General features: G+C 60.5%; 12 protein-coding genes. 3 read left to right on the forward strand and 9 right to left on the reverse strand.

The window, feature by feature from the left end; translation table 11 throughout:
• The first annotated feature begins 62 nt into the window (after positions 1–62).
• Positions 63–1,139: a YitT family protein gene (locus tag CAP13_RS01305; RefSeq protein ID WP_085829865.1), complete on the forward strand. Its 1,077-nt coding sequence runs from the start codon at positions 63–65 to the stop codon at positions 1,137–1,139.
• 400 nt (positions 1,140–1,539) lie between these two features.
• Here the strand turns inward: CAP13_RS01305 and CAP13_RS01310 are convergent, their stop codons facing one another.
• From CAP13_RS01310 to CAP13_RS01330, 5 genes are all read right to left on the reverse strand, one after another.
• Positions 1,540–2,919, reverse strand: coding sequence for a PTS transporter subunit EIIC (locus CAP13_RS01310; RefSeq protein WP_085829866.1), 1,380 nt, complete (start codon positions 2,917–2,919; stop codon positions 1,540–1,542).
• A 23-nt stretch (positions 2,920–2,942) separates the two neighbouring features.
• Positions 2,943–4,376 carry a 6-phospho-beta-glucosidase gene (locus CAP13_RS01315; RefSeq protein WP_281248970.1) on the reverse strand — a complete coding sequence of 478 codons (1,434 nt, stop codon included), beginning with the start codon at positions 4,374–4,376 and terminating at the stop codon, positions 2,943–2,945.
• Positions 4,377–4,564: 188 nt separating this feature from the next.
• Positions 4,565–5,422: a MurR/RpiR family transcriptional regulator gene (locus tag CAP13_RS01320; protein ID WP_085829868.1), complete on the reverse strand. Its 858-nt coding sequence runs from the start codon at positions 5,420–5,422 to the stop codon at positions 4,565–4,567.
• Between the two features lie 1,048 nt (positions 5,423–6,470).
• Positions 6,471–7,955: a basic amino acid/polyamine antiporter gene (locus CAP13_RS01325; protein WP_085829869.1), complete on the reverse strand. Its 1,485-nt coding sequence runs from the start codon at positions 7,953–7,955 to the stop codon at positions 6,471–6,473.
• A gap of 71 nt (positions 7,956–8,026) precedes the next feature.
• The gene (locus tag CAP13_RS01330) at positions 8,027–8,803 is read right to left on the reverse strand and encodes a dimethylarginine dimethylaminohydrolase family protein (protein ID WP_085829870.1); all 777 of its coding nucleotides are present in this window, start codon (positions 8,801–8,803) and stop codon (positions 8,027–8,029) included.
• Positions 8,804–8,980: 177 nt separating this feature from the next.
• Between CAP13_RS01330 and CAP13_RS01335 the strand changes: the two genes are divergently transcribed.
• Positions 8,981–9,625: a GntR family transcriptional regulator gene (locus CAP13_RS01335; protein ID WP_085829871.1), complete on the forward strand. Its 645-nt coding sequence runs from the start codon at positions 8,981–8,983 to the stop codon at positions 9,623–9,625.
• Positions 9,626–10,216: 591 nt separating this feature from the next.
• Here the strand turns inward: CAP13_RS01335 and CAP13_RS01340 are convergent.
• The 4 genes from CAP13_RS01340 to CAP13_RS01355 form a co-directional block, all read right to left on the reverse strand.
• Entirely contained in the window at positions 10,217–12,172 is a 1,956-nt protein-coding gene (locus CAP13_RS01340; RefSeq protein ID WP_085829872.1) for an ABC transporter ATP-binding protein, read from the reverse strand.
• Positions 12,159–13,946 (reverse strand): ABC transporter ATP-binding protein, encoded by a 1,788-nt coding sequence (locus CAP13_RS01345; RefSeq protein WP_085829873.1) that lies wholly within the window; start codon positions 13,944–13,946, stop codon positions 12,159–12,161. Before CAP13_RS01345 ends, CAP13_RS01340 begins: the two co-directional genes overlap by 14 nt.
• Positions 13,939–14,397 (reverse strand): MarR family winged helix-turn-helix transcriptional regulator, encoded by a 459-nt coding sequence (locus CAP13_RS01350; RefSeq protein WP_085829874.1) that lies wholly within the window; start codon positions 14,395–14,397, stop codon positions 13,939–13,941. The genes CAP13_RS01345 and CAP13_RS01350 overlap by 8 nt, the downstream gene beginning before the upstream one ends.
• A 396-nt stretch (positions 14,398–14,793) precedes the next feature.
• Positions 14,794–15,645: an HAD family hydrolase gene (locus CAP13_RS01355; protein ID WP_085829875.1), complete on the reverse strand. Its 852-nt coding sequence runs from the start codon at positions 15,643–15,645 to the stop codon at positions 14,794–14,796.
• A 707-nt stretch (positions 15,646–16,352) separates the two neighbouring features.
• Here CAP13_RS01355 and CAP13_RS01360 point away from each other — a divergent pair.
• Positions 16,353–18,791 carry a THUMP domain-containing protein gene (locus CAP13_RS01360; RefSeq protein WP_085829876.1) on the forward strand — a complete coding sequence of 813 codons (2,439 nt, stop codon included), beginning with the start codon at positions 16,353–16,355 and terminating at the stop codon, positions 18,789–18,791.
• Positions 18,792–19,207: the final 416 nt, after the last annotated feature.

Here is a 19,207-nt window from a genome sequence, read left to right on the forward strand (position 1 = left end):
CTCGGAAATCGGCGAGAATAGCAGCCTTTCAAACCCGTCCGTCCATCTGAGGAGGCATCTACATGACCGCGTTCGAGCTCTATGAGCGCGCCCTCTCCCTGGGGCGCTTCGCCAGTGTGCGGCGCATCGTCACGACGATCTGCGTCGTGGTCTCGGCGCTCATGCAGGCGTACGTGATCGAGGCCTTCATCGATCCAGCTAACTTGCTGGCGGGCGGGTTCACGGGCATCGCCCTGCTCCTCGATCGCATCGCGTCGCTCATGGGCCTCTCCTTCCACACCTCGGTTGGCGTGCTCGTGCTGAACATCCCGGTCGCAATCGCCTGCTGGCGAAGCATCTCCAAGCGCTTCGTCCTGTTCTCGATGCTGCAGGTGGCGCTGCTAAGCCTCTTTCTGAACATCTTCGAGTTTCCCGCCATTCTCCCCGGTGACACCGTGCTCGAGGTCCTCTTCGGCGGCGTGCTGATAGGCCTCTCAACGGTGCTGGCGCTCAAGGGGGGCGCCTCAACCGCCGGGACCGACTTCATCGCGCTCTACGTGTCGAACCGCACCGGACGCACGATCTGGACGGCGGTCTTCGTGGGCAACTGCCTCATGCTGCTCGTGTTCGGCGCCATCTTCGGCTGGAGACCGGCGGCCTACTCCATCGTGTTCCAGTTCATCGCGACGAAAACGGTCGACGAGTTCTACCACCGCTACCAGCGGTCGGCCATGTTCATCACGACGAAGCGACCGACTGACGTGGCCCGCGCCTACACGCAGGAGATGGACCATGGCGCGAGCATCATCAACGCGACGGGGGCGTTCACCGGCGAGCCGGTTGGCATCATCCATGCGGTGCTCTCAACCTACGAGGTCAGCGATGCGACCAAGCTCGTGCGCGCTGTGGACCCCCGCGCCGTGATCAGCGTGGTGCCGAACGAGAGCTTTGTGGGGAACTTCCGACATGCGGGCATCGACGAGCCGCTTCCCACGAAGGTGCGGGCGACTCCTGAGGTCGACCCGTTGCTCGCCGCCGTCGCCCGGATGCGCCGCGGGGCGGGATTCGAGCCGCGCATGCTGCGACCGCGCGGGAAACGGGGATCTGGCGGGCAGGCGGTCGATGGGGGTGCGAGCGCGGGGGAGCGGGCGCGGAAGTGAGGCCTGCCCCGCAGGATGTCCCCTGGGTGCACGGTTCTCGGCTGCTCAACCTGAACCAGGTGGTCCCCAATGCGGGATGCCCCCTCGGTGCACGGTTTTCAAGGCGGGCGCGGGCTCAGATGGGGTGCGGGCGTTTCCCGACGAGCTCTCGACCAGCTATTTCGTTGTCGGCTAGGCATCTCAACGCAGGATTTCCCCTGTATGCGAGCATCCAGGGGACATCCTGTAATTAACCCCCTATTTTCCATGCATCCAGAGGGCGTCTTGCGGGCTCGGGCCTCAACCGTGCATTCAGGGGGGGGCTTCTTGAACAGTCAACCCAGGTGAAAGTCCCTATGGAATAACTTGCTTGCGCCTGCCCGCTTCGGCTGCAACGCCCATCATTACATAGGGGTGTATATCAGGCTTCAAAGTCGCCCTTTTCACCTGCAGATACGCCCCAAAAATAGGTAAGTAGGGCCCCGGAAATCAGCGAGGTCAAAATGCCGACGAGGAAAAGTGGCATCGGTGAGTAGCACAGCATGGCGACAGAGAAAATGTTGTGGAAGACATACGAATCCATCGTCGCCCCGATGACGGCACTCCATGCCCCACCCAAACCGCCCGCAATGGCGACAATGGGCATGAGGCGGCGATACCGCGTGACGAGGCCGTACAAGATCGGCTCAGTAACCCCAGCAAAGAATCCGGTTACAAGAGTTGGCAAGGCGATATCGCGCACCTGGCTGTGGGTGCGGGCCCTCAGAACACAACCGAGCGCAACACCAATCTGGGCCCAGACGGCGCAAACCGCAACACCCTCGATATAATCGCCGCCAAACATCTCGAGGTTCTGCAGGGTAATCGGCGTGAATCCCCAATGAAGGCCAAGGATGGTAAGCCAAGGATATGCAGCGCCGAGCACAAAGCCCGCAACAAACCGAGAGGTCTGGAACAGCCAAGCAACCCCGGATGCCACCATCGCTCCGATCCCATTTCCAAAGGGCCCAAAGACGAGCGCGGTAATGGGAACCATCACGAGAAGGCAGACCATTGGAACTACGAAATACTGCAAGTCCTTCTGGACAAATCTCCTGAGGACGCGCTCAAGTTGGCTGTAAACAAGAACCGCGATGAAGATCGGAAAGACGGTCGACCCATAACTCACGGCCTGTAACCCGATTCCAAGGAAGTCTGCGTTCTCATTGCCAACCAGCCCTGTGAAGTTTGGCTCAAGCAGCGCAGCCCCAATCGCAGCTCCAACAAAAGGCTCTGCTCCAAGCTGTTTTGAAACGGTATAGCCTAAGAACACAGGCAGAAAATAGAAGCAGGCGTTCCCTGCAGCTGAGAGCACTAGATAGGTTGAGCTTGAGTCTGAGAGCCAGCCAATTGTTGTAAGCAGGGTAAGAAGGGCTTTGATCATTCCCGATCCGGCCATGAGCGGGATGATCGGAGAGAAGGAGCCGCTCACCACACGGAGAACAACGTCCAACAGACTCCGACGATCCGACGTCGCATCCGCAGCACCATCGGCGCTGGCATCATCGGGCTGCTTTCCTGGCAGCAAAGCTACAACAGCAGCAAAATAGTCGCCCACGGCAGGTCCAACCACCACCTGGTACTGCCCGCCGCTTTGTATGATGCTCAGAACATAAGGCAGGGATTCTAGCTCTTTCGTCTCCGCCTTTTCTTCGTCGCGCAATACGAACCGTAACCTAGTAACGCAGTGTGTGAGATCCTGCACATTCTCGGCCCCGCCAACATGCTCTAAGATCTCCCTCGCCTCAGCCTCGTATGCCATGAGATTGTTCCTTTCTTTGATGTTTAGGCTAACACCCCACCGTTGCTCTCAATAACCCTTCTGTACCACTGAAAGCTCTTCTTTTTAAACCGGTCACCTGTCCCGCTGCCATCATCATTGACATCGACGTAGATCAGGCCGTAACGCTTTCTCATCTCACCGGTGGTAAAAGAAACAGGATCGATGCATCCCCATACCAGGAAACCCATGAGGTCGACTCCGTCCATCTCAACGGCACAGGATGCTTGCTCGATGTGAGCCCGCAAATACTCGATTCGCTCGTCATCCTCGACTGTTGCGCTTTCATTGAGTTCCTCAACCAATCCAACGCCGCATTCAACGATGAACTGAGGGAGACGGTAGCGCTCGTCAAAAATTTTGAGGGTTGTCCGAAGCCCTTCAGGATCGATACGCCAATCCCAAGCCGTCTCTGGAACGAACGGATTATCAACCATACGAGAATCAGATCGAGTGATCTCATCCCCGAGCTCGATATGCGCAGCATGATCGATCACGCTGCTGTAGTAGTACGAAAAACCAAGGTAGTCCACCGTTCCCAAGCGTAGCTCCCGAAGGTCCTCCTCTGTAATGTCGAGCGTCCAACCACAGCGCTCGAAATGCCGACGCGCATAGGAAGGATATGCACCATTGCATTGGACATCGGTGAAAAAGAGCGTCTCATGCATCGCATCCAGAGAAAGCAGCATGTCCTCGGGATGGCAGGATGCTGGATATACAGGGGTGGCCGCCACCATGCAGCCCACCTTTATGTCAGGATCAATGCGATGAGCCGCTGAAACGGCCCGGGCTGATGCAACAAACTGATAGTGTGCCGCTTGGTACATGAGCCGTTCGGGGTCGGGGTGTTGAGAGAATCTCACCCCAGAATTGGTCCATCCATACAGGTCGTTTTTGGTGTTGAACTGATTGTTGATCTCATTGAACGTCATCCAGTACCTGACCTTGTCGCGAAAGCGTTCAAAGCAGGTGGTGGCATAGCGTTCGAACATGTCTATGAGTGCGCGGTTGGCCCAGCCTCCATATTCCTCTGCAAGGTGCAGGGGGATTTCAAAATGCTGCAAGGTTACAACCGGTTCAATACCGTGCTTGAGCATGCAGTCAAAAACGTTGTCATAGTGCGCAAGGCCCCGCTCGTTGGGAGCCATATCGTCGCCATTTGGATAGATTCGGCTCCAATCGATGGAGATGCGCAATGCCTTGAAACCCATCTCTGCAAAGAGCGATATATCCTCTTCATAGCGGCGATAATGATCAATCGCCCCGTGATTTGGATAGTTTTCACCGGGGATGACACCGTCTGTAATGCGGCGCGGGACGCCATGGGCACCTGACGTCATGACATCGGAGACCGAAAGCCCTTTTCCGTCTTGGTCATAGGAGCCCTCAACCTGATGAGCCGCAATGGCCCCTCCCCAGAGGAAGTTGTCCCTGAACATCGCCTCGCCTCTCATTGAATCCATGTTTATTACCGGGCATTATGCCGATAGAACAAACAGGGCTCCATGAGGATGAAGACTCTGGCGCATTGTCACGCAATCAAAGCGCCCAGCGCAATCACTACGGTAACAATGCGCCATTCATTGATTGACAGCCGGGGCAGAGAACCATAGCAGCTCAATAAGAGTCATCGCTCGTTTTCTCCTGTGTCGCGGTTAAGCTCTCGGTAATACAACTCATCGTATGCATCATTGAGAGCCTGGACGCGCTTGGTGTCACGAGCGTATTGCATGACAAACAGGACATCGAAAAGGTATTTCGCTGCAGCACCGAATACGAGATCTCCGAATTTATCAAGTTCAGGATAGTAGAAGCCTTCGAGCACATGACTCGACTCCTGCGCAAGAGGCGAATCCGTATCGGCTGTGAGCGCGACCACCTCCACCCCGGAAGAGCGCAACAGTCGCGCTGCCGTGAGTATTGATCGGTCACGCCCCGATTTACTGATAACGAATGCCATATGCATATCAGGAGGATTAAGGGCGAGAAAGGTCATCTTGTCGAGATCATCGTAAATGGTGCAGATCTTGCCCATATAGAAGAGATTGTGCGAGGCATATCGCGCCATCTCCGCATTCGCATCGTTGGCAATCATATCCACATACCGACAGGCTGCGAGCGCATCTGAAACAGCCTCGAGCACCGCAGGCGACACCGCTCGACGCGTCTCCTCAATGATCTGGGTTTCCAAAGATGCGATTTTGCTCATCGCACCGAGAGCACTTTCACCGTCAACAATCATCGTGTTGGTAAAGCTCACGCTCTTAAGCGCAAACACGATATTGACCTTGAAATCGCCGTAATTCGCATAGCCCAGTTTTCGGCAGAAGCGAAGTACCGCCGTGGCTGAGGTGTATGTTCGACGTGCCAACTCGCGAGACGAGATGCGTGAGCATTCTTCAGGATGCTCCATCACATAGCGTGCGATGACGCGCTCTGTTGCGCTCAGGCCACGATTCTCGTCAAGGTGATCAAGCGTTCCCATGCCCTCGGATCCCTTCGCATGCTGAAAAGAGATGCTCTCATGATAGCCGACCTCTTCACAGACGCACTCCGATGGAGACCGAGGGTTTTTACGATTCGTCCCACTGGCACGCTGCGGTATACCCAGGATATTAAGGCAGGATCTCCTGACAAGCGATGTTTGCCCAGCTCCTCAATCGGATGTCTCAACAAAGATAGAGTTTAGGCCCTCGACCTCTATGTGCGCGATTTCCGGGAGCTGAAGGATGATCCCTGGGTGCATGGTAGCTGGCCGATTTTGGGGCAACCCTCGATACACGGTTTTTAACGCTGAGGCGCACGGTTGGCTCTAGCGCATGGTCTTGATGAGGGCTCTACAGCATGTCTTCCGGATGCACAGACTTTCGAGGACGGGATGCTGCTTACCCCCTGTATGCACGGTTTTTGCAGCTGAAGTGCGACTTGCCCCCTGGATGCACGGCTTTCAAGGCGGGCGCGGACCCAGATAGGGTGCAGACGTTTCCCGACGAGCTCTCGACCAGCTATTTCTTTGACGGCTAGGCATCTCAACGCAGGATGTCCCCCCGTATGCCCGAGCATCCAGAGGACATCTTGCAATTAACTCCCTATTTTCCATGCATTCAGGGGACATCCTGCGGACTCAAGCCCCAAACCGTGCATTCAGGGGGCTTCTTGCACACACAGGTGATCAGCTTGATCTCACCGGATGAGCCTGCGGTCGCGGGGCTTCCCGCACGCACATTGGCCGCACGCACGGCGCCTAGCCCTCGCACATGCCTTGAACAGGCACAACGGCCTGCAACTCAAGGCTCCACGCCCTTGCATCCTCGCGAGCCTTCACCGCCCGCCTCGAGCCAAACGCTCTGCATAAGCCTCCCGAGCAAAGCGCCACAACGGGCACATTCGGTCTACACGGTCCTTGCGGCCGCAACGCCGCAAAACCGGCCAGGGCCGAGCACCTCCCGCAAACACGCTCGGCCCAAGCGGCTACCGCAACCACTCCCAGCCCAAGCGCCTCACAACTCTGGCAGCGTGCCCAGTCCCATGGCTCAGACAATCGGCGCGATTCCGGTGAAATGCAGGTACAGCGACACGATCGCAACCACAATGACAACCGCGGCGATCAGCTTATCGTGCAGGAGCGGCAGCACCGGTTTCCCATGGCTCTGCTCTCCCATCGCATACACCACGATGCCCGGTGCGAACAGAATCGTCGTCACCATCACACCCTGTAGCCCGCATGACCACACCAGGAACAGGCTGTACACGAATCCCAACGTCCCGAACACCCGGGCCACGCTGCGCTTCGGCGCGTGCCTCCCGTCCAGATGCTCGTTGCGCCAGGCGATCACCATGTAATACGCCGCCGAGCACACATAGGGGATCAGGATCGTCGAGACCGCGCACGCGTAGAAGAACTGGTAGGTGCTCTCAGCCACCACGGAGAGGATGAGAAACACCTGCATGATCGCTGAGCTCACCAAGATGGTGACGATGGGGGCGCCGTGGCTATTCGTCTTCGCGAACAGCTTGGGGAACGACCCGCGCCGCGCCGCCTCATACGGCGTCTCCGACGAGATGATCACGTAGCCGAGCATCGCACCAACGAGCGAGAGCACCACGCCGAGGTTGACCACGGCCGCGCCGATGGGGCCGATCGCATGCTCCAGGATTCCCGCCATGGACGGGGTGGCGAGCTCGGCCATTTCAGCGCGCGGCATGACCCCGAGCGCGAGCACCGAGATGAAGAGATAGAGGACGAACACCGCGATGAACCCCAGTGCCGTCGCGCGGCCCACATCCCGCACGTACTTGGCGCGGCCCGAGATGACCACCGCGCCCTCGATGCCCGTGAAGACCCACACGAGCGCGACCATCGTCGACGTGATCTGCGTGCCGAGGTCGGGTCCGCCCGGCTCACCCCAGAAGTTCTCGAGGAAGACGTTGACATCGAATTTCCCAAGCAGGGCGATCGCGAGGATGAACATCCCCAGGGGCACCAGCTTGGCCAGCGTCACAATCGTGTTGATCGCCGTGGCCTCCTTCACGCCACGCGTGACCAGGTACGTCAGCGCCCAGAGGAAGACCGAGGCGCAGACGATGGAGACGACGTTGTTGCCGGCGCCAAACACCGGGAAGAAGTACCCAAGGGCGCCGAAAAGCAGGATCGCGAAACCAACGTTGGAGAGGCAGGCGCTGATCCAGTAGCCCCATGCCGAATTGAACCCCACGTAGTCGCCAAAGCCCGCGGCCGCGTAGGCGTAGATACCGCCCGTGAGGTCGGGGCGGGCCTGCGAGAGCCCGTTGAACACCATCATCAGGGCGAACACGCCCACGAAACAGATGACCCAGGAGACGAGCACCGCTTCGGCTCCGGCGCCACCGGCGGCCATGTCACCTGAGAGGGAGAAGATGCCGCCGCAGATGCTCGCCGTCACCACCATCATGGTGAGCCTGAACAAGTTGAGTCCGTTGGGGTCGATGATATCGTCGCGGGGATCCGCGGTTGAGGTCAGAACGGTTGACTCCGCCATGACGCCTCCTTCTCAAACGACACAGCTCCGGCCTCCCCGCGCACGGGACGGCCGGAGCGACGGGACAAACGCTAGAAACGCAGTGACAGGCAGGAGAGCCCGCCGTCGACCTTGCGGTACTCGGAGGTGTCGACGACCAGGGTCTTGTAGCCGAGATCCTGGACCGCTTTGAGCACGGTCGGATAGCCCTCGGCCACGATCACGGTCCCGTTCACCCAGATGCAGTTGGCGCCGTAGGCCTCATCCTCGGGCACGATGACCTTGTTGTAGTCGGCGAAGTCAGGCTTGTCGATGAACTCGCCGGAGACCAGCATGTTGTTGTCCTCGATGTAGTTCACACCGGTCTTGAGGTGCAGAACCTCCTCGAGCGGGACCTCGGAGCCGCTGAGCCCCCACCCTTCGAGGATCTCGATGAACTGACGGATTCCCTCCTCGTTGGTGCGCGCGGAGCGACCCACGTAGAAATGGTCGCCCACCATCATGACGTCGCCGCCGTCGAGTGTGCCCGGAGCCTCGATGTGGCGCACGTGCTCGTCGTCGAAGAAGCGGCGAATGACCGGTTCGATCTCATCCTTCTCACCGTTCCTGCTCGCTGCGCCGGGGTTGGTGATGATCGCGCCGCACCGCGTGATGACGGCCGGGTCCTCGACGAAGCAGCTGTCGGGGTACTCCTCGAGCGCGGGCAGGACCGTGACGTCGACACCGCACTGCTCAAGCGCGTGCTCGTAGTCGTAGTGCTCCTCGATGGCGCGCTCGTAAATGGGCTGGCCGAGCTCTGGCGCGCTCGTGATGCCGCTGCTGAGCGACTTGCCCGGGCGGCGGATGATGACGTGGCTGAATGCGGTCATGGGAAACTCCTTTGCACTGGGGCCGACGGCCCGCTGTCCATTCCGTACGTTCACTATATGGTTCGCATGCTCGATTGTATACTGTATACAATCTTGAACGGTAGTGTTCTGTCGGTGAACGGAATCCCCTCTTTGCTAAGATTGAATACGTGTTGAAAAGGAATCTAGGGAGTCTCTATGCCCAGAAGCTCGCTCAAAGATAATGTATACGCCTATATATCAAGCCTGATTGATCGCAACGAGCTCTCTGCAGGGGACCGCGTGAGCGAGCAGGCTATCTGCAGCGAGATGGACGTGTCCCGCACGCCGGTGCGGGAGGCCCTCATCCAACTTGCGGCGGAAGGCTACCTTGATAACGAGCCCAACAAGGGGTTTCGCGTTCGTGGGTTCGATCGACAGAATGCCGAGGAGGTCTTTGAGATCATGGGCGCCCTCGACGGGCAGGCCGCCTTCCTCGCCTGTCCGCGCCTCGATGATGACACCTTGAACCAGATGCGGTTCCTCGTTGGCTCCATGGACCTCGCCCTTGAAAACGGTCTCGTGCGCCGATACGACGATATCCAGCGCGATTTCCACAACACCTATGTGGAGAGCTGCGGCAACGAGCGCTTGAAGTCGCTGATCGCGCAGTCCTCACGGTGTTTCATCAAGAAAGAGTACGAGACGGTCGACCGCGCAGCCGCCTGCGAGCTGCTGCGTAAGGCGAATGACGAGCACCGTGAAATCCTCAGGCTCTTCGAGCACGGGGACGCGACGGGTGTTCGCCGCTACATCCGAGACGTGCATTGGAATATCGAGAACGCGCAGTTCACGGTCTGGTGAGGGCGCGCCGATCCGGTGCGCGCGAGCGGGAGGGCCTTGGGAACCACAGCTCGTGCGGTCGAGATGTAGGACGACCTCTGGATGTGCGGGCTTCAGCGTCGGAATGCGGCGCGCGTCGTCAGCGCAAAAGCTTGGCCGCTCTGATTGAACCTGCACTCGATCTCGGAACACATGATCCCAAGGAACGCGAGAGCGATGGAAGAGCTGCAGGATGCCCCCTGGGCGTACGAATCTCTATGCCGAAATGCGACTTGCCCCCTGGGTGCACGGTTTTCAAGGCGGGCGCGGGCTCAGATGGGGTGCAGGTGTTTCCGACAAGCTCTCAGCCTGCGGCCTCTTGATCGCTTAGGCATCTCAACGCAGGATGCCCTCTGTATGCCCGAGCATCCAGAGGACAGCTTGAAATTAACTCCCTATTTTCGATGCATTCAGGGGACATTCTGCAGGCGCGACCTCCGAGAAAGGCATTCAGAGGACCCTTGTTTGATAGCACGACGGACGCGCCAATCCCGCTCTGGACACACGTCAAGCGGCGCGCTGCAGGCCGATGCGCAGCACCGCGCACCGACCCGCCTGCGCCCCGCAACCTCCCTACTCGAGCTCGAATGCGCCCGTGTATAGCTGGTAGTAGTACCCGCGCTGGGCAATCAGCTCGTCGTGGGTGCCGCGTTCGATCACGCGGCCGTGGTCGAGCACGATGATCGCATCGGCGTTGCGCACGGTCGAGAGCCGGTGTGCGATCACAAAGGTCGTCCGCCCCTGCATGAGCGCGTCCATGCCCTTCTGCACGATCGCCTCGGTACGCGTGTCGATACTCGAGGTCGCCTCGTCGAGGATCATCGCCGGTGGGTCGGCCACCGCGGCGCGCGCGATGGAGATCAGCTGGCGCTGCCCCTGGCTGATCTGGGTCCCGTTGTCGGTCAGCAGCGTGTTGTAGCCCTCCGGCAGGCGCTGGATGAACTCGTCCGCGCCCGTGAGTTTCGCCGCGCGGATGCACTCGTCATCGGTGGCGTCGAGCTTGCCGTAGCGGATGTTGTCCATCACGGTGCCCGTGAACAGGCTCACATCCTGCAGCACGACGCCGAGCGAGCGCCTGAGGTCGCTCTTGCGGATCTTGTTGATGTTGATGCCGTCGTAGCGGATCTTGCCGTCCTCGATGTCGTAGAACCGGTTGATGAGATTGGTGATCGTCGTCTTGCCCGCACCCGTGGCGCCCACGAACGCGATCTTCTGGCCCGGCTTCGCGTACACCGATACATCGTGCAGCACCATGTGGTCGGGCACATAGCCGAAGTCGACGTGCTCCATGCGCACATCGCCCCGGAGCGGCACGTAGTCAACGCTTCCGTCGGCCTGATGCACGTGCTTCCACGCCCAGAGGCCCGTGCGCTCCTCGCTCTCGACGAGCTCTCCATCCTCGACGGCCATGTTCACCAACGTCACATAGCCCGAATCCTGCTCGGGCTCCTCATCGAGCAGCTCGAAGATGCGCCCGGCACCGGCGAGGCCCATGACCATCGCGTTGATCTGGTTCGAGATCTGGCCGATCTGGCCGGCGAACTGCTTCGTCATATTGAGGAAGGGCACCGCCACCGCGATTGTGAGCGGCAGACCCGAGATGGAGAGGTTCGGCACACCGAGCGTGAGGAAGATGCCCGCGGCAACCGCCACGATCACGTACAACAGGTTGCCCATGTTCAAGAGAATCGGCATCAGGGTGTTCGCATAGCTGTTCGCGATGCGCGCGGCCGTCTCCCATTCGGCGTTGATACGGTCGAAGTCGATCTCGGCCTCGCGCTCATGGTTGAAGACCTTGATGACCTTCTCGCCATCCATGGCCTCGGCGACATGGCCCTCGAGCGCAGCGACGGCCTTCTGCTGTCGCATGAAGTTGCTCGCCGAGCGGCCGCCGAGCACGCGCGTTGCCCAAGCCATCACCACGGCACCGAGGATGACCACGATCGCCATCGGGATGCTGTAGAACAACATGATGCCCACGACGGACGACATGATGAGACCGGTCAGGAGAAGCATCGGCAAGCTCTGGGAGATCATCTGGCGCATGGCGTCGATGTCGTTGGTGTAGTAGCTCATAATGTCGCCGTGCAGGTGTGTGTCGAAGTAGCGCACCGGCAGCGTCTGCATGTGGTCGAACATGGCGGTGCGGAACTTCTTCAGCGAGCCCTGGGTGATGATGGCCATGGCCTGCTGCCAGAACGCGTTGGAAGCGAGGCCCAGCACGTAGAAGATCACGAGCAAGGTGACGTTGCCGAGCACCGCTGCGGCAACCGGATCCCATTCACCCAGCTGCCAGTTGTCCTGCACGATGGTGAGGACGCGTTCCATGAAGATGTTCGGTACGGCCTGCACGATCGCGTTGAACACGATGGCGACGATCACGGCGGGCAGGAGCACGGGATAGAACCCGAGCAGCATCTTGAGCACGCGTGCGGCTGTCTTCAAACCGCCTCCGGATCGCCGGCGGGCGGCGGGCGCGCCCTGCGTCGTCTCGGTCGCGCTCGTCTGAGTGGAATCAGTTGCGGCCATCAGCGCTCACCTCCTGGTCATTGAGCCCGTCGGCGTGCTCGTCGTGGCTCTGCTTGTTCTGAGATAGGTACACTTCGCGGTAGATCTCGTTGTCGCGAAGCAACTCGTCGTGCGTTCCGATACCCGAGATGCGACCGCCGTCCATCACGATGATGCGCTCGGCATCCTCAACGGAGCTGGTGCGCTGGGCGATGATGATCTTGGTGGTCTCGGGCAGGAAGTCCTTGAGGCCCATGCGGATAAGCTTGTCGGTCTTGGTGTCGACCGCGCTCGTCGAGTCGTCGAGGATCAGGATCTTCGGCCGCTTGAGCAGGGCGCGGGCGATGCAGAGGCGCTGCTTCTGGCCGCCGGACACATTGGTGCCGCCCTGCTCAATGTAGTGGTCGTACCCATCGGCGAAGCCCTGGATGAACTCGTCGGCCTGGGCCAGGCGCGCCGCCTCGCGAACCTCCTCATCGGTGGCATTGGCATTGCCCCACCGCAGGTTCTCGGCGATGGTGCCGGAGAAGAGCACGTTCTTCTGGAGCACCATGGCCACGCCGTCGCGCAGGGCCTCGACATCATAGTCACGCACGTCGACGCCACCCACGCGCACGGTGCCGCGGGACGCATCATACAGGCGCGGAATCAGCTGCACAAGGCTCGACTTCGCCGAACCCGTGGATCCGATGATCCCGATGGTCTCGCCGCTCTTGATGTGCAGATCGATATCGGACAGGGCCTCGCGCTCGCCGTCCTCGCCGTAGCAGAAGCCGACATCCTCGAAGTCGATGGAGCCGTCGGGCACCTCAGTGCGGGCGTTCTCCGGACTCTTGATCTCGGAGTCGGTGGTCAGGACCTCAGCAATGCGGTTCGCACCCTCCTCGGCGATCGTCACCAGGGCGAAGACCATCGAGAGCATCATCAGGCTCATGAGGATCTGGATGCCGTAGGAGATGAGGCTCGAGAACTGCCCGACGTCGATGAGGGCGCCGCGGGTGTCGATGATCGCATAGGAGCCGACGCCGATCACGAAGACCATGACCGCATACCAGCAGAAGTTCATGATGGGGGCGTTCAGCGCCATGACGCGCTCGACTCGGGTGAAGTCGCGGCGCACCTCCTCGGCCGCCGTTTCGAACTTCTGGATCTCGTAGTCCTCGCGGACGTAGCTCTTGACCACGCGGATGGCGGCCAGGTTCTCACCGGCCGACTCGTTCAGGCGGTCGTACCGATGGAAGATGCGCTTGAAGATCGGATGCACGTACCGAATGATGGCGAACAGCGAGATGCCCAGGATCGGGGTGACCGCGAGGAAGATGAACGACAGCCAGCCGCCCATGATGTAGGCCATAGTGAACGAGAAGATGATCATCAGCGGGGCGCGGATCGCGGTGCGGATGATCATCATGAAGGCCATCTGCACGTTCTGGACATCCGTGGTGAGACGCGTGACCAGCGATGAGTTGGAGAACCGGTCGATGGTCGCGAAGTCGAAGGTCTGGATCGCGTGGAACATGTCGATGCGAAGGTTGCGCGAGAAGCCGACAGACGCCTTCGAGCACGCAAGGCCCGCCGCCGCGCCGAAGGCGAGCGAGATCAGGGCCATGAGCGCGAGCAGGGCGCCGGAGGTGAGGAGCGCGGGCAACGGCGCCCCCGCTTTGACCTGGTCGATCAGCGAGGCGGTGCCGAAGGGGATCAGCACCTCAAACAGGACCTCACCGGTCACCAGAAGCGGGGTTGCGATGGTGGCACGCTTGTATTGGCGGATACTTCGAGCAAGGGTTTTAATCACGGCGCTCCTCCCAACTAACGCGAATCTTCTGCAGCATCCCGAGGAGCTGTTCCTGCTCTTCCGCGGAAAGAGTGGCGAATGCCTCATGGCGGAAGGCGCTGCGCTCCTCCTGCTCACGAGCAGCGAGCTCAGTCCCCTGCGGCGTGAGCTTCACGAACAGCTGGCGTCGGTCCTCCGGACTGCGCGTGCGCTCGATCATCCCCGCCGCCTCCATCTTCGCAAGGATCTCAGAGAGCGATCCCGGCTTGAGCTCGAACCGCATGCGGAGCTCCTGCTGTGACATCACGCCACCCGATTTGGCGATCGTGCAGAGAAGCGATGCCTTGCCCGAGCGTCCTCCCCCGTGGAAATGCAGGTAATGGCCGCAGAATCCTAGGAGCTCCAGGATCGCGCGGGCACGCGCCTCCTCAGGGGTGTCTTCCGGATTAGACGTCTCCTCCTGGTTTCTCATACAGATTTTGCCCTCCTCTATAGTGGCGAAGATATAGTAAGGTACCACACAATCTTATGATAAGGTGCCGAACTTTTTATGGAGATGTTGCGAGGCAATTCTGCGGAGATGCGGACGGCAGGGGTCTGTACAGCACGATCTTATATACCCGGATAGCTAGGCCCGTGCCTGGTAATCACACCGGTTCCGAGGGGTGCAATGACACTTAGCCCGCGCGTCAGCTTTGACGCCGGAAACCATAGGACCCCGGCTACCGGGCACCCCTTGCGGCGACGGACGCCCCAGTCGCCAGCCGACAGGAGGCGCCCGTCGCAAAGCGGGTCCGCATCCTCGTTGTTCAGCGTATGCGCGCGATACGGCTCAAATCCGATGGGGCACGCTCGATATCCCGCCCATCTATATGAGCCCGAAGCGCTCCAAGGCGACGACCACGCCATCCTCTTCCACCGGCACGGTCACGAACATGGACCGATCCCGCACTGACGTCAGGGCGTTGCCCATGGCCACGGGGATGTCCACCTCGTCGAGCATGGGGAGGTCGTTCTCGGAGTCTCCGAAACCGAAGGTGAGCCAACGCCCCGGTCCCAGGAGCTCAAGCGCGTGACGGATGCCCGTCCCTTTGGTAACTCCCCGCATGGTCAGCTCCGTGATGCCCATCCCCAGGTCGGCGCTGTCGAAATACTCGAAGAAGAAATCGCCCTCTCGCTTCAAGAGCGACACATGCTCGTTGCTGAGCGTGAGCTTCGCGAATCCCAGGTCGGGAACGAGGCCTGAAAGCTCCTCCCAGGAGTGAGCTGTGAGGATGCCTTTGATTGCGGTGTACGTCGCGCCGTAGTTCATGATGGCGACGCACACGGCATCTCCTTCCAGGATGAACTCAACACCGGCGGAGCGCAGGCGCGACATGGCCTCGCGTACAACCTCGACGGGGATCTGCTTCCTGAAACGAATCTCGTCATCGATGCTCACCGTTGCACCGGCGCCGCTGATGATGCCCGTTGATCCCAGCTCATACAGGGACGCGGGGACGAGGTTCAGCGTGCGGCCCGTGCAGATAAAGGTCTTGTGCCCACGATCGCGCATGCGACGAAACGCGTCGACAATGGCCGGACTGGGCCCGCACTCTGTGAGATCGCCATCCGATTCGATCGAGTTCTTGCTGTCCACCAATGTGCCGTCGACGTCGAAGAACAGTGCGGCAGGTCGATTGCATCTGAAGGTATCGGGGGCTGTTGACCTATCTGCCATGGGGATCCTTTCGCTGAAGTGTTCGAGAGTGCTTGCGCTATAGCATCGCACACCACGACTTGGGGTGCCCGGCGGACTTAACAAAGATCTTTGGCCACCGGTGCGACGGCGCCTGCACCGGCCTAGTCGCTCCCATCAATGTATGCGGCCTCCCAGGATGGCTGCGCCGTCCACTTGTGCAGGCGCGCGACCCGCGCGGGCTGCGCTCGATTCACGCTCTCCCTACCCTGTTCGGCTTGGGTCCGACGTATTTTGCGATTCGATGAGCCCTTCGCAAGACAGCGCTAGTAGAAAATGTCAGATCTGAGTCTATTCACGACACTCAGACACCTCGCTTGGGACTATTTCCACCCCTTTTGCAACGAGCGCTAGGAAGTGCTGAGTTCATTATTCGTTTTCTGTCTCTTATCTTGGAGCGAACGACCGAGTAGAGTCCTTCGGTGACGCAGATCTGACATTTTCTACTACCACACGCAAAGCGCCAAAAAACACCATACGAAAATATGGGATTTTAATTCTGAAAATTCTGATATTCGAATACTAGTTCAAATCGTTTGTGTACAGAACAGCGAACCGACCCGCAGCCCCCGCCTCAAACCGACTCAAATATCGAGCTCGATCTCGAGATGATGCGGCCAGCCTCCTGCACCGCCTGCCGGACCCTGCACATGGGATAATGGGGCCCACCAACGAGAGCAGAGGACCCCATGACCAGACAGCGCACACGTCACCCGCAGGAGCAACCCGCCTTCGAATTCTTCGCAACCTGCCCAGAGGGTTTCGAACGTGACCTCGCCGACGAGCTCCGCTCCATCGGCGTCCGGCGGGTTCGCCCCCTCAAAGGCCGGGTCTCGTTCGCGGGCTCAGCGCTCGACGGCGAGCGGGTCTGCCTTTGGTCTCGGCTGGCAAGCCGTATCCTCGTGGTCGTCGCGCGCTTTGAGGCGGCCGACGCCGATGAGCTGTATGAAGGAGCCTATGCCATCGCGTGGGAGACCGTCCTCGCACCCGGTGCCAGTATCGTCGTGAGCGCCCGCGGCACCAGCGCCGAACTGAGAAATTCCCACTTCACCGCCCTCAAGGTGAAAGACGCCCTCTGCGACCGCATGGTCGACGAACGCGGATCGCGGCCAACCGTAGACACCGAGAATGCCGACGCGCGCATTGCCGTGTCGCTCCGCGACACGCGCGTGACCATCCAGCTCGACCTCTCCGGCGGGCCGCTGTTCTGGCGCCTCCCCCATCTCGCCGCGCAATCGGCCGATGCCCCACATGTGCTTAGACCCGATTACGCCGCCCTCGTTCTCGCGCAGGCCGGCTGGCAAAAGGCGTGCACGGATGGCGCGGCCCCGATCCTCATCGACGCCTGCTGCGCCGGTGGCGGCATCACCCTTGAGGCCGCTTCGATCCTCGCCGGGCGGGCGCCTGGCATCGACCGCGAGCACTGGGGATTCAGCGCTTGGGGCGCGCACGACGAGGAAGCCTGGCAGACCCTTCTTAAGCAGGCACGAGACAGTGGGTGCACCGACGCGCACCGCGGTCGCATCATCGCCACCGACACGGATAGCGCCGCCGTCTCGTTCGCCCGCCGCGTCCTCAAGGCCGCCGGCCTCGCTGGATATGTAACCTTCACACAGCCTGATGCCAGCAAGATCATCTCCAAGCTCGCCCTTCCCCATGGGGAACGTGAGCGGGCAGTCGGGGCCATCGTTCTCGACACCGTCGAGGTCCCCCTCACCAAGATGGGTCGGACGCTCAAGGTCGCCACGGGCCTGCGCGACGCACTCCCCACCCTCAGCCTCGCGGCCCTCACCCGCGACGATCTGCTCACTCGCAGCGTAAACGCCAGGCCGTACCGCCTTCGCGTGATGCCCGGCAACGAGGAGGCTTTCATCCTCACGTTTCCACCGGCTCACGTGCCTACAGGCGACGCTTCTTCAGAAGCCGATGTTGACGACAAGGCGTCCAGCGCCAGAGCTGCAGACGCGGCGACGGCCCCACAAGGAGCTGCGACGCCTGAAGGTGCCCGTTCCACGGGTCCCGCACCAGTACAGGCCAGCGCCACCGTCGACCTCAGCCACGGTGCGCCGGTGCCGGTGCTCATCCCCGAATCAGCCCAATTCGCGAACCGCCTGAAGAAGAACGCCCGGCTGCGTCGCCGCTGGGCCAAGCGGGAGGGCGTTACCTGCTACCGCGTCTACGACGCCGACCTCCCCGATTACGCCGCGGCCATCGACCTCTACGAGGGGAGCGCCGCCACACCCGGCCGCTGGCTCGTGGCCGCCGAATACACCGCTCCCAAGACGGTGGAGGCGGCCCTCGCCGAGGCTCGCCTGCTCGATATCCTCACCATCGCACCCCTCGTGCTCGACGTGGATCCTGACCATGTGTTTGCCCGCACGCGCACGCGGTCGCGGGGTGGCTCGCAGTACGGGAAACGCTCCCCCGAGGCCGGCGGCGCACACCCCGACGTGCCACGGCCCTTGATCGAGGAAGGCGGGCTCACCTTCGAGGTGAACTTCGACGACTACCTCGACACCGGCATCTTCCTTGATCATCGCGTTACGCGGGCGCGTCTGCGTGAGCACATCCGCGAGAACGGAGCGCGCCGCTTCCTGAACCTGTTCGCCTACACGGGCACGGCGACCTGCTACGCTGCCGACGCCGGCGTTGATGAGACAGTCACCGTCGATCTCTCGAACACCTACCTTGACTGGACCGAACGAAACCTGGCTCTGAACGGCTTCACCGGCCCGGATCACCATATCGTGCGTGCGGATGTGATGCGGTGGATCTCCGATATGCGCCAGACGCGTAACCGCTGGGACCTGATCTTCTGCGACCCACCCACGTTCTCGAACTCCGCGAAAATGGGCCGCCGCACCTGGGATGTCCAACGCGATCATGTTGAACTGCTGATCGGGCTATCTCGCCTCCTCACGCGCGAGGGGGATGCCATTTTCTCCTGTAACCTGCGCAGTTTTCGGCCGGACATCGAATCCCTCGCTCGAGCCGGCGTGGTGCTCACCGACATCACCGCCGAGACGATCCCCGAGGACTTCGCCCGCACCCCGAAGATTCACCGTTGCTACCTGGTACGCCGTTACACGCCCGAGGAGGCGATGCGGCGAGCCGGTATCGAGGGATGAGCAGACGTTTGCGCCCCACCGAGGCGGCCGTTGCTCCCCGAACCCGGAATAGAGTCGGGGCTTAGAGCAGGTTAAACCTCCCATACGGTCATGAAGACCCACATGTGCGCGGGGTCCTGCCCACATACGCTGCTGGCGGCCTGAAAGCACCAGGCGACTCACGCAAGAATCCCGTGCCCTGGCCAAAAATGCCGCGAAACAGTGATTTGAAAGACAGGTAGAACTGTCATCCAAAAAGAGATCCACTCCAATCCCTCAAATTTATAGTCATATTTCAATATCTATAATTCAATAGGCGGCAACAGGGGCGCAGGATCCTCCTTCAACCCGCATCGCACGCTGCAAATCACTGTTTCGCGGCATTTTTGGCCACGCCAACCGATTTTTATTCCAGACCGCCTAAAACACTGCGGCCG

Origin of the sequence: Collinsella vaginalis, from assembly GCF_900176655.1 — a bacterium.
GTDB lineage: Bacteria > Actinomycetota > Coriobacteriia > Coriobacteriales > Coriobacteriaceae > Collinsella > Collinsella vaginalis.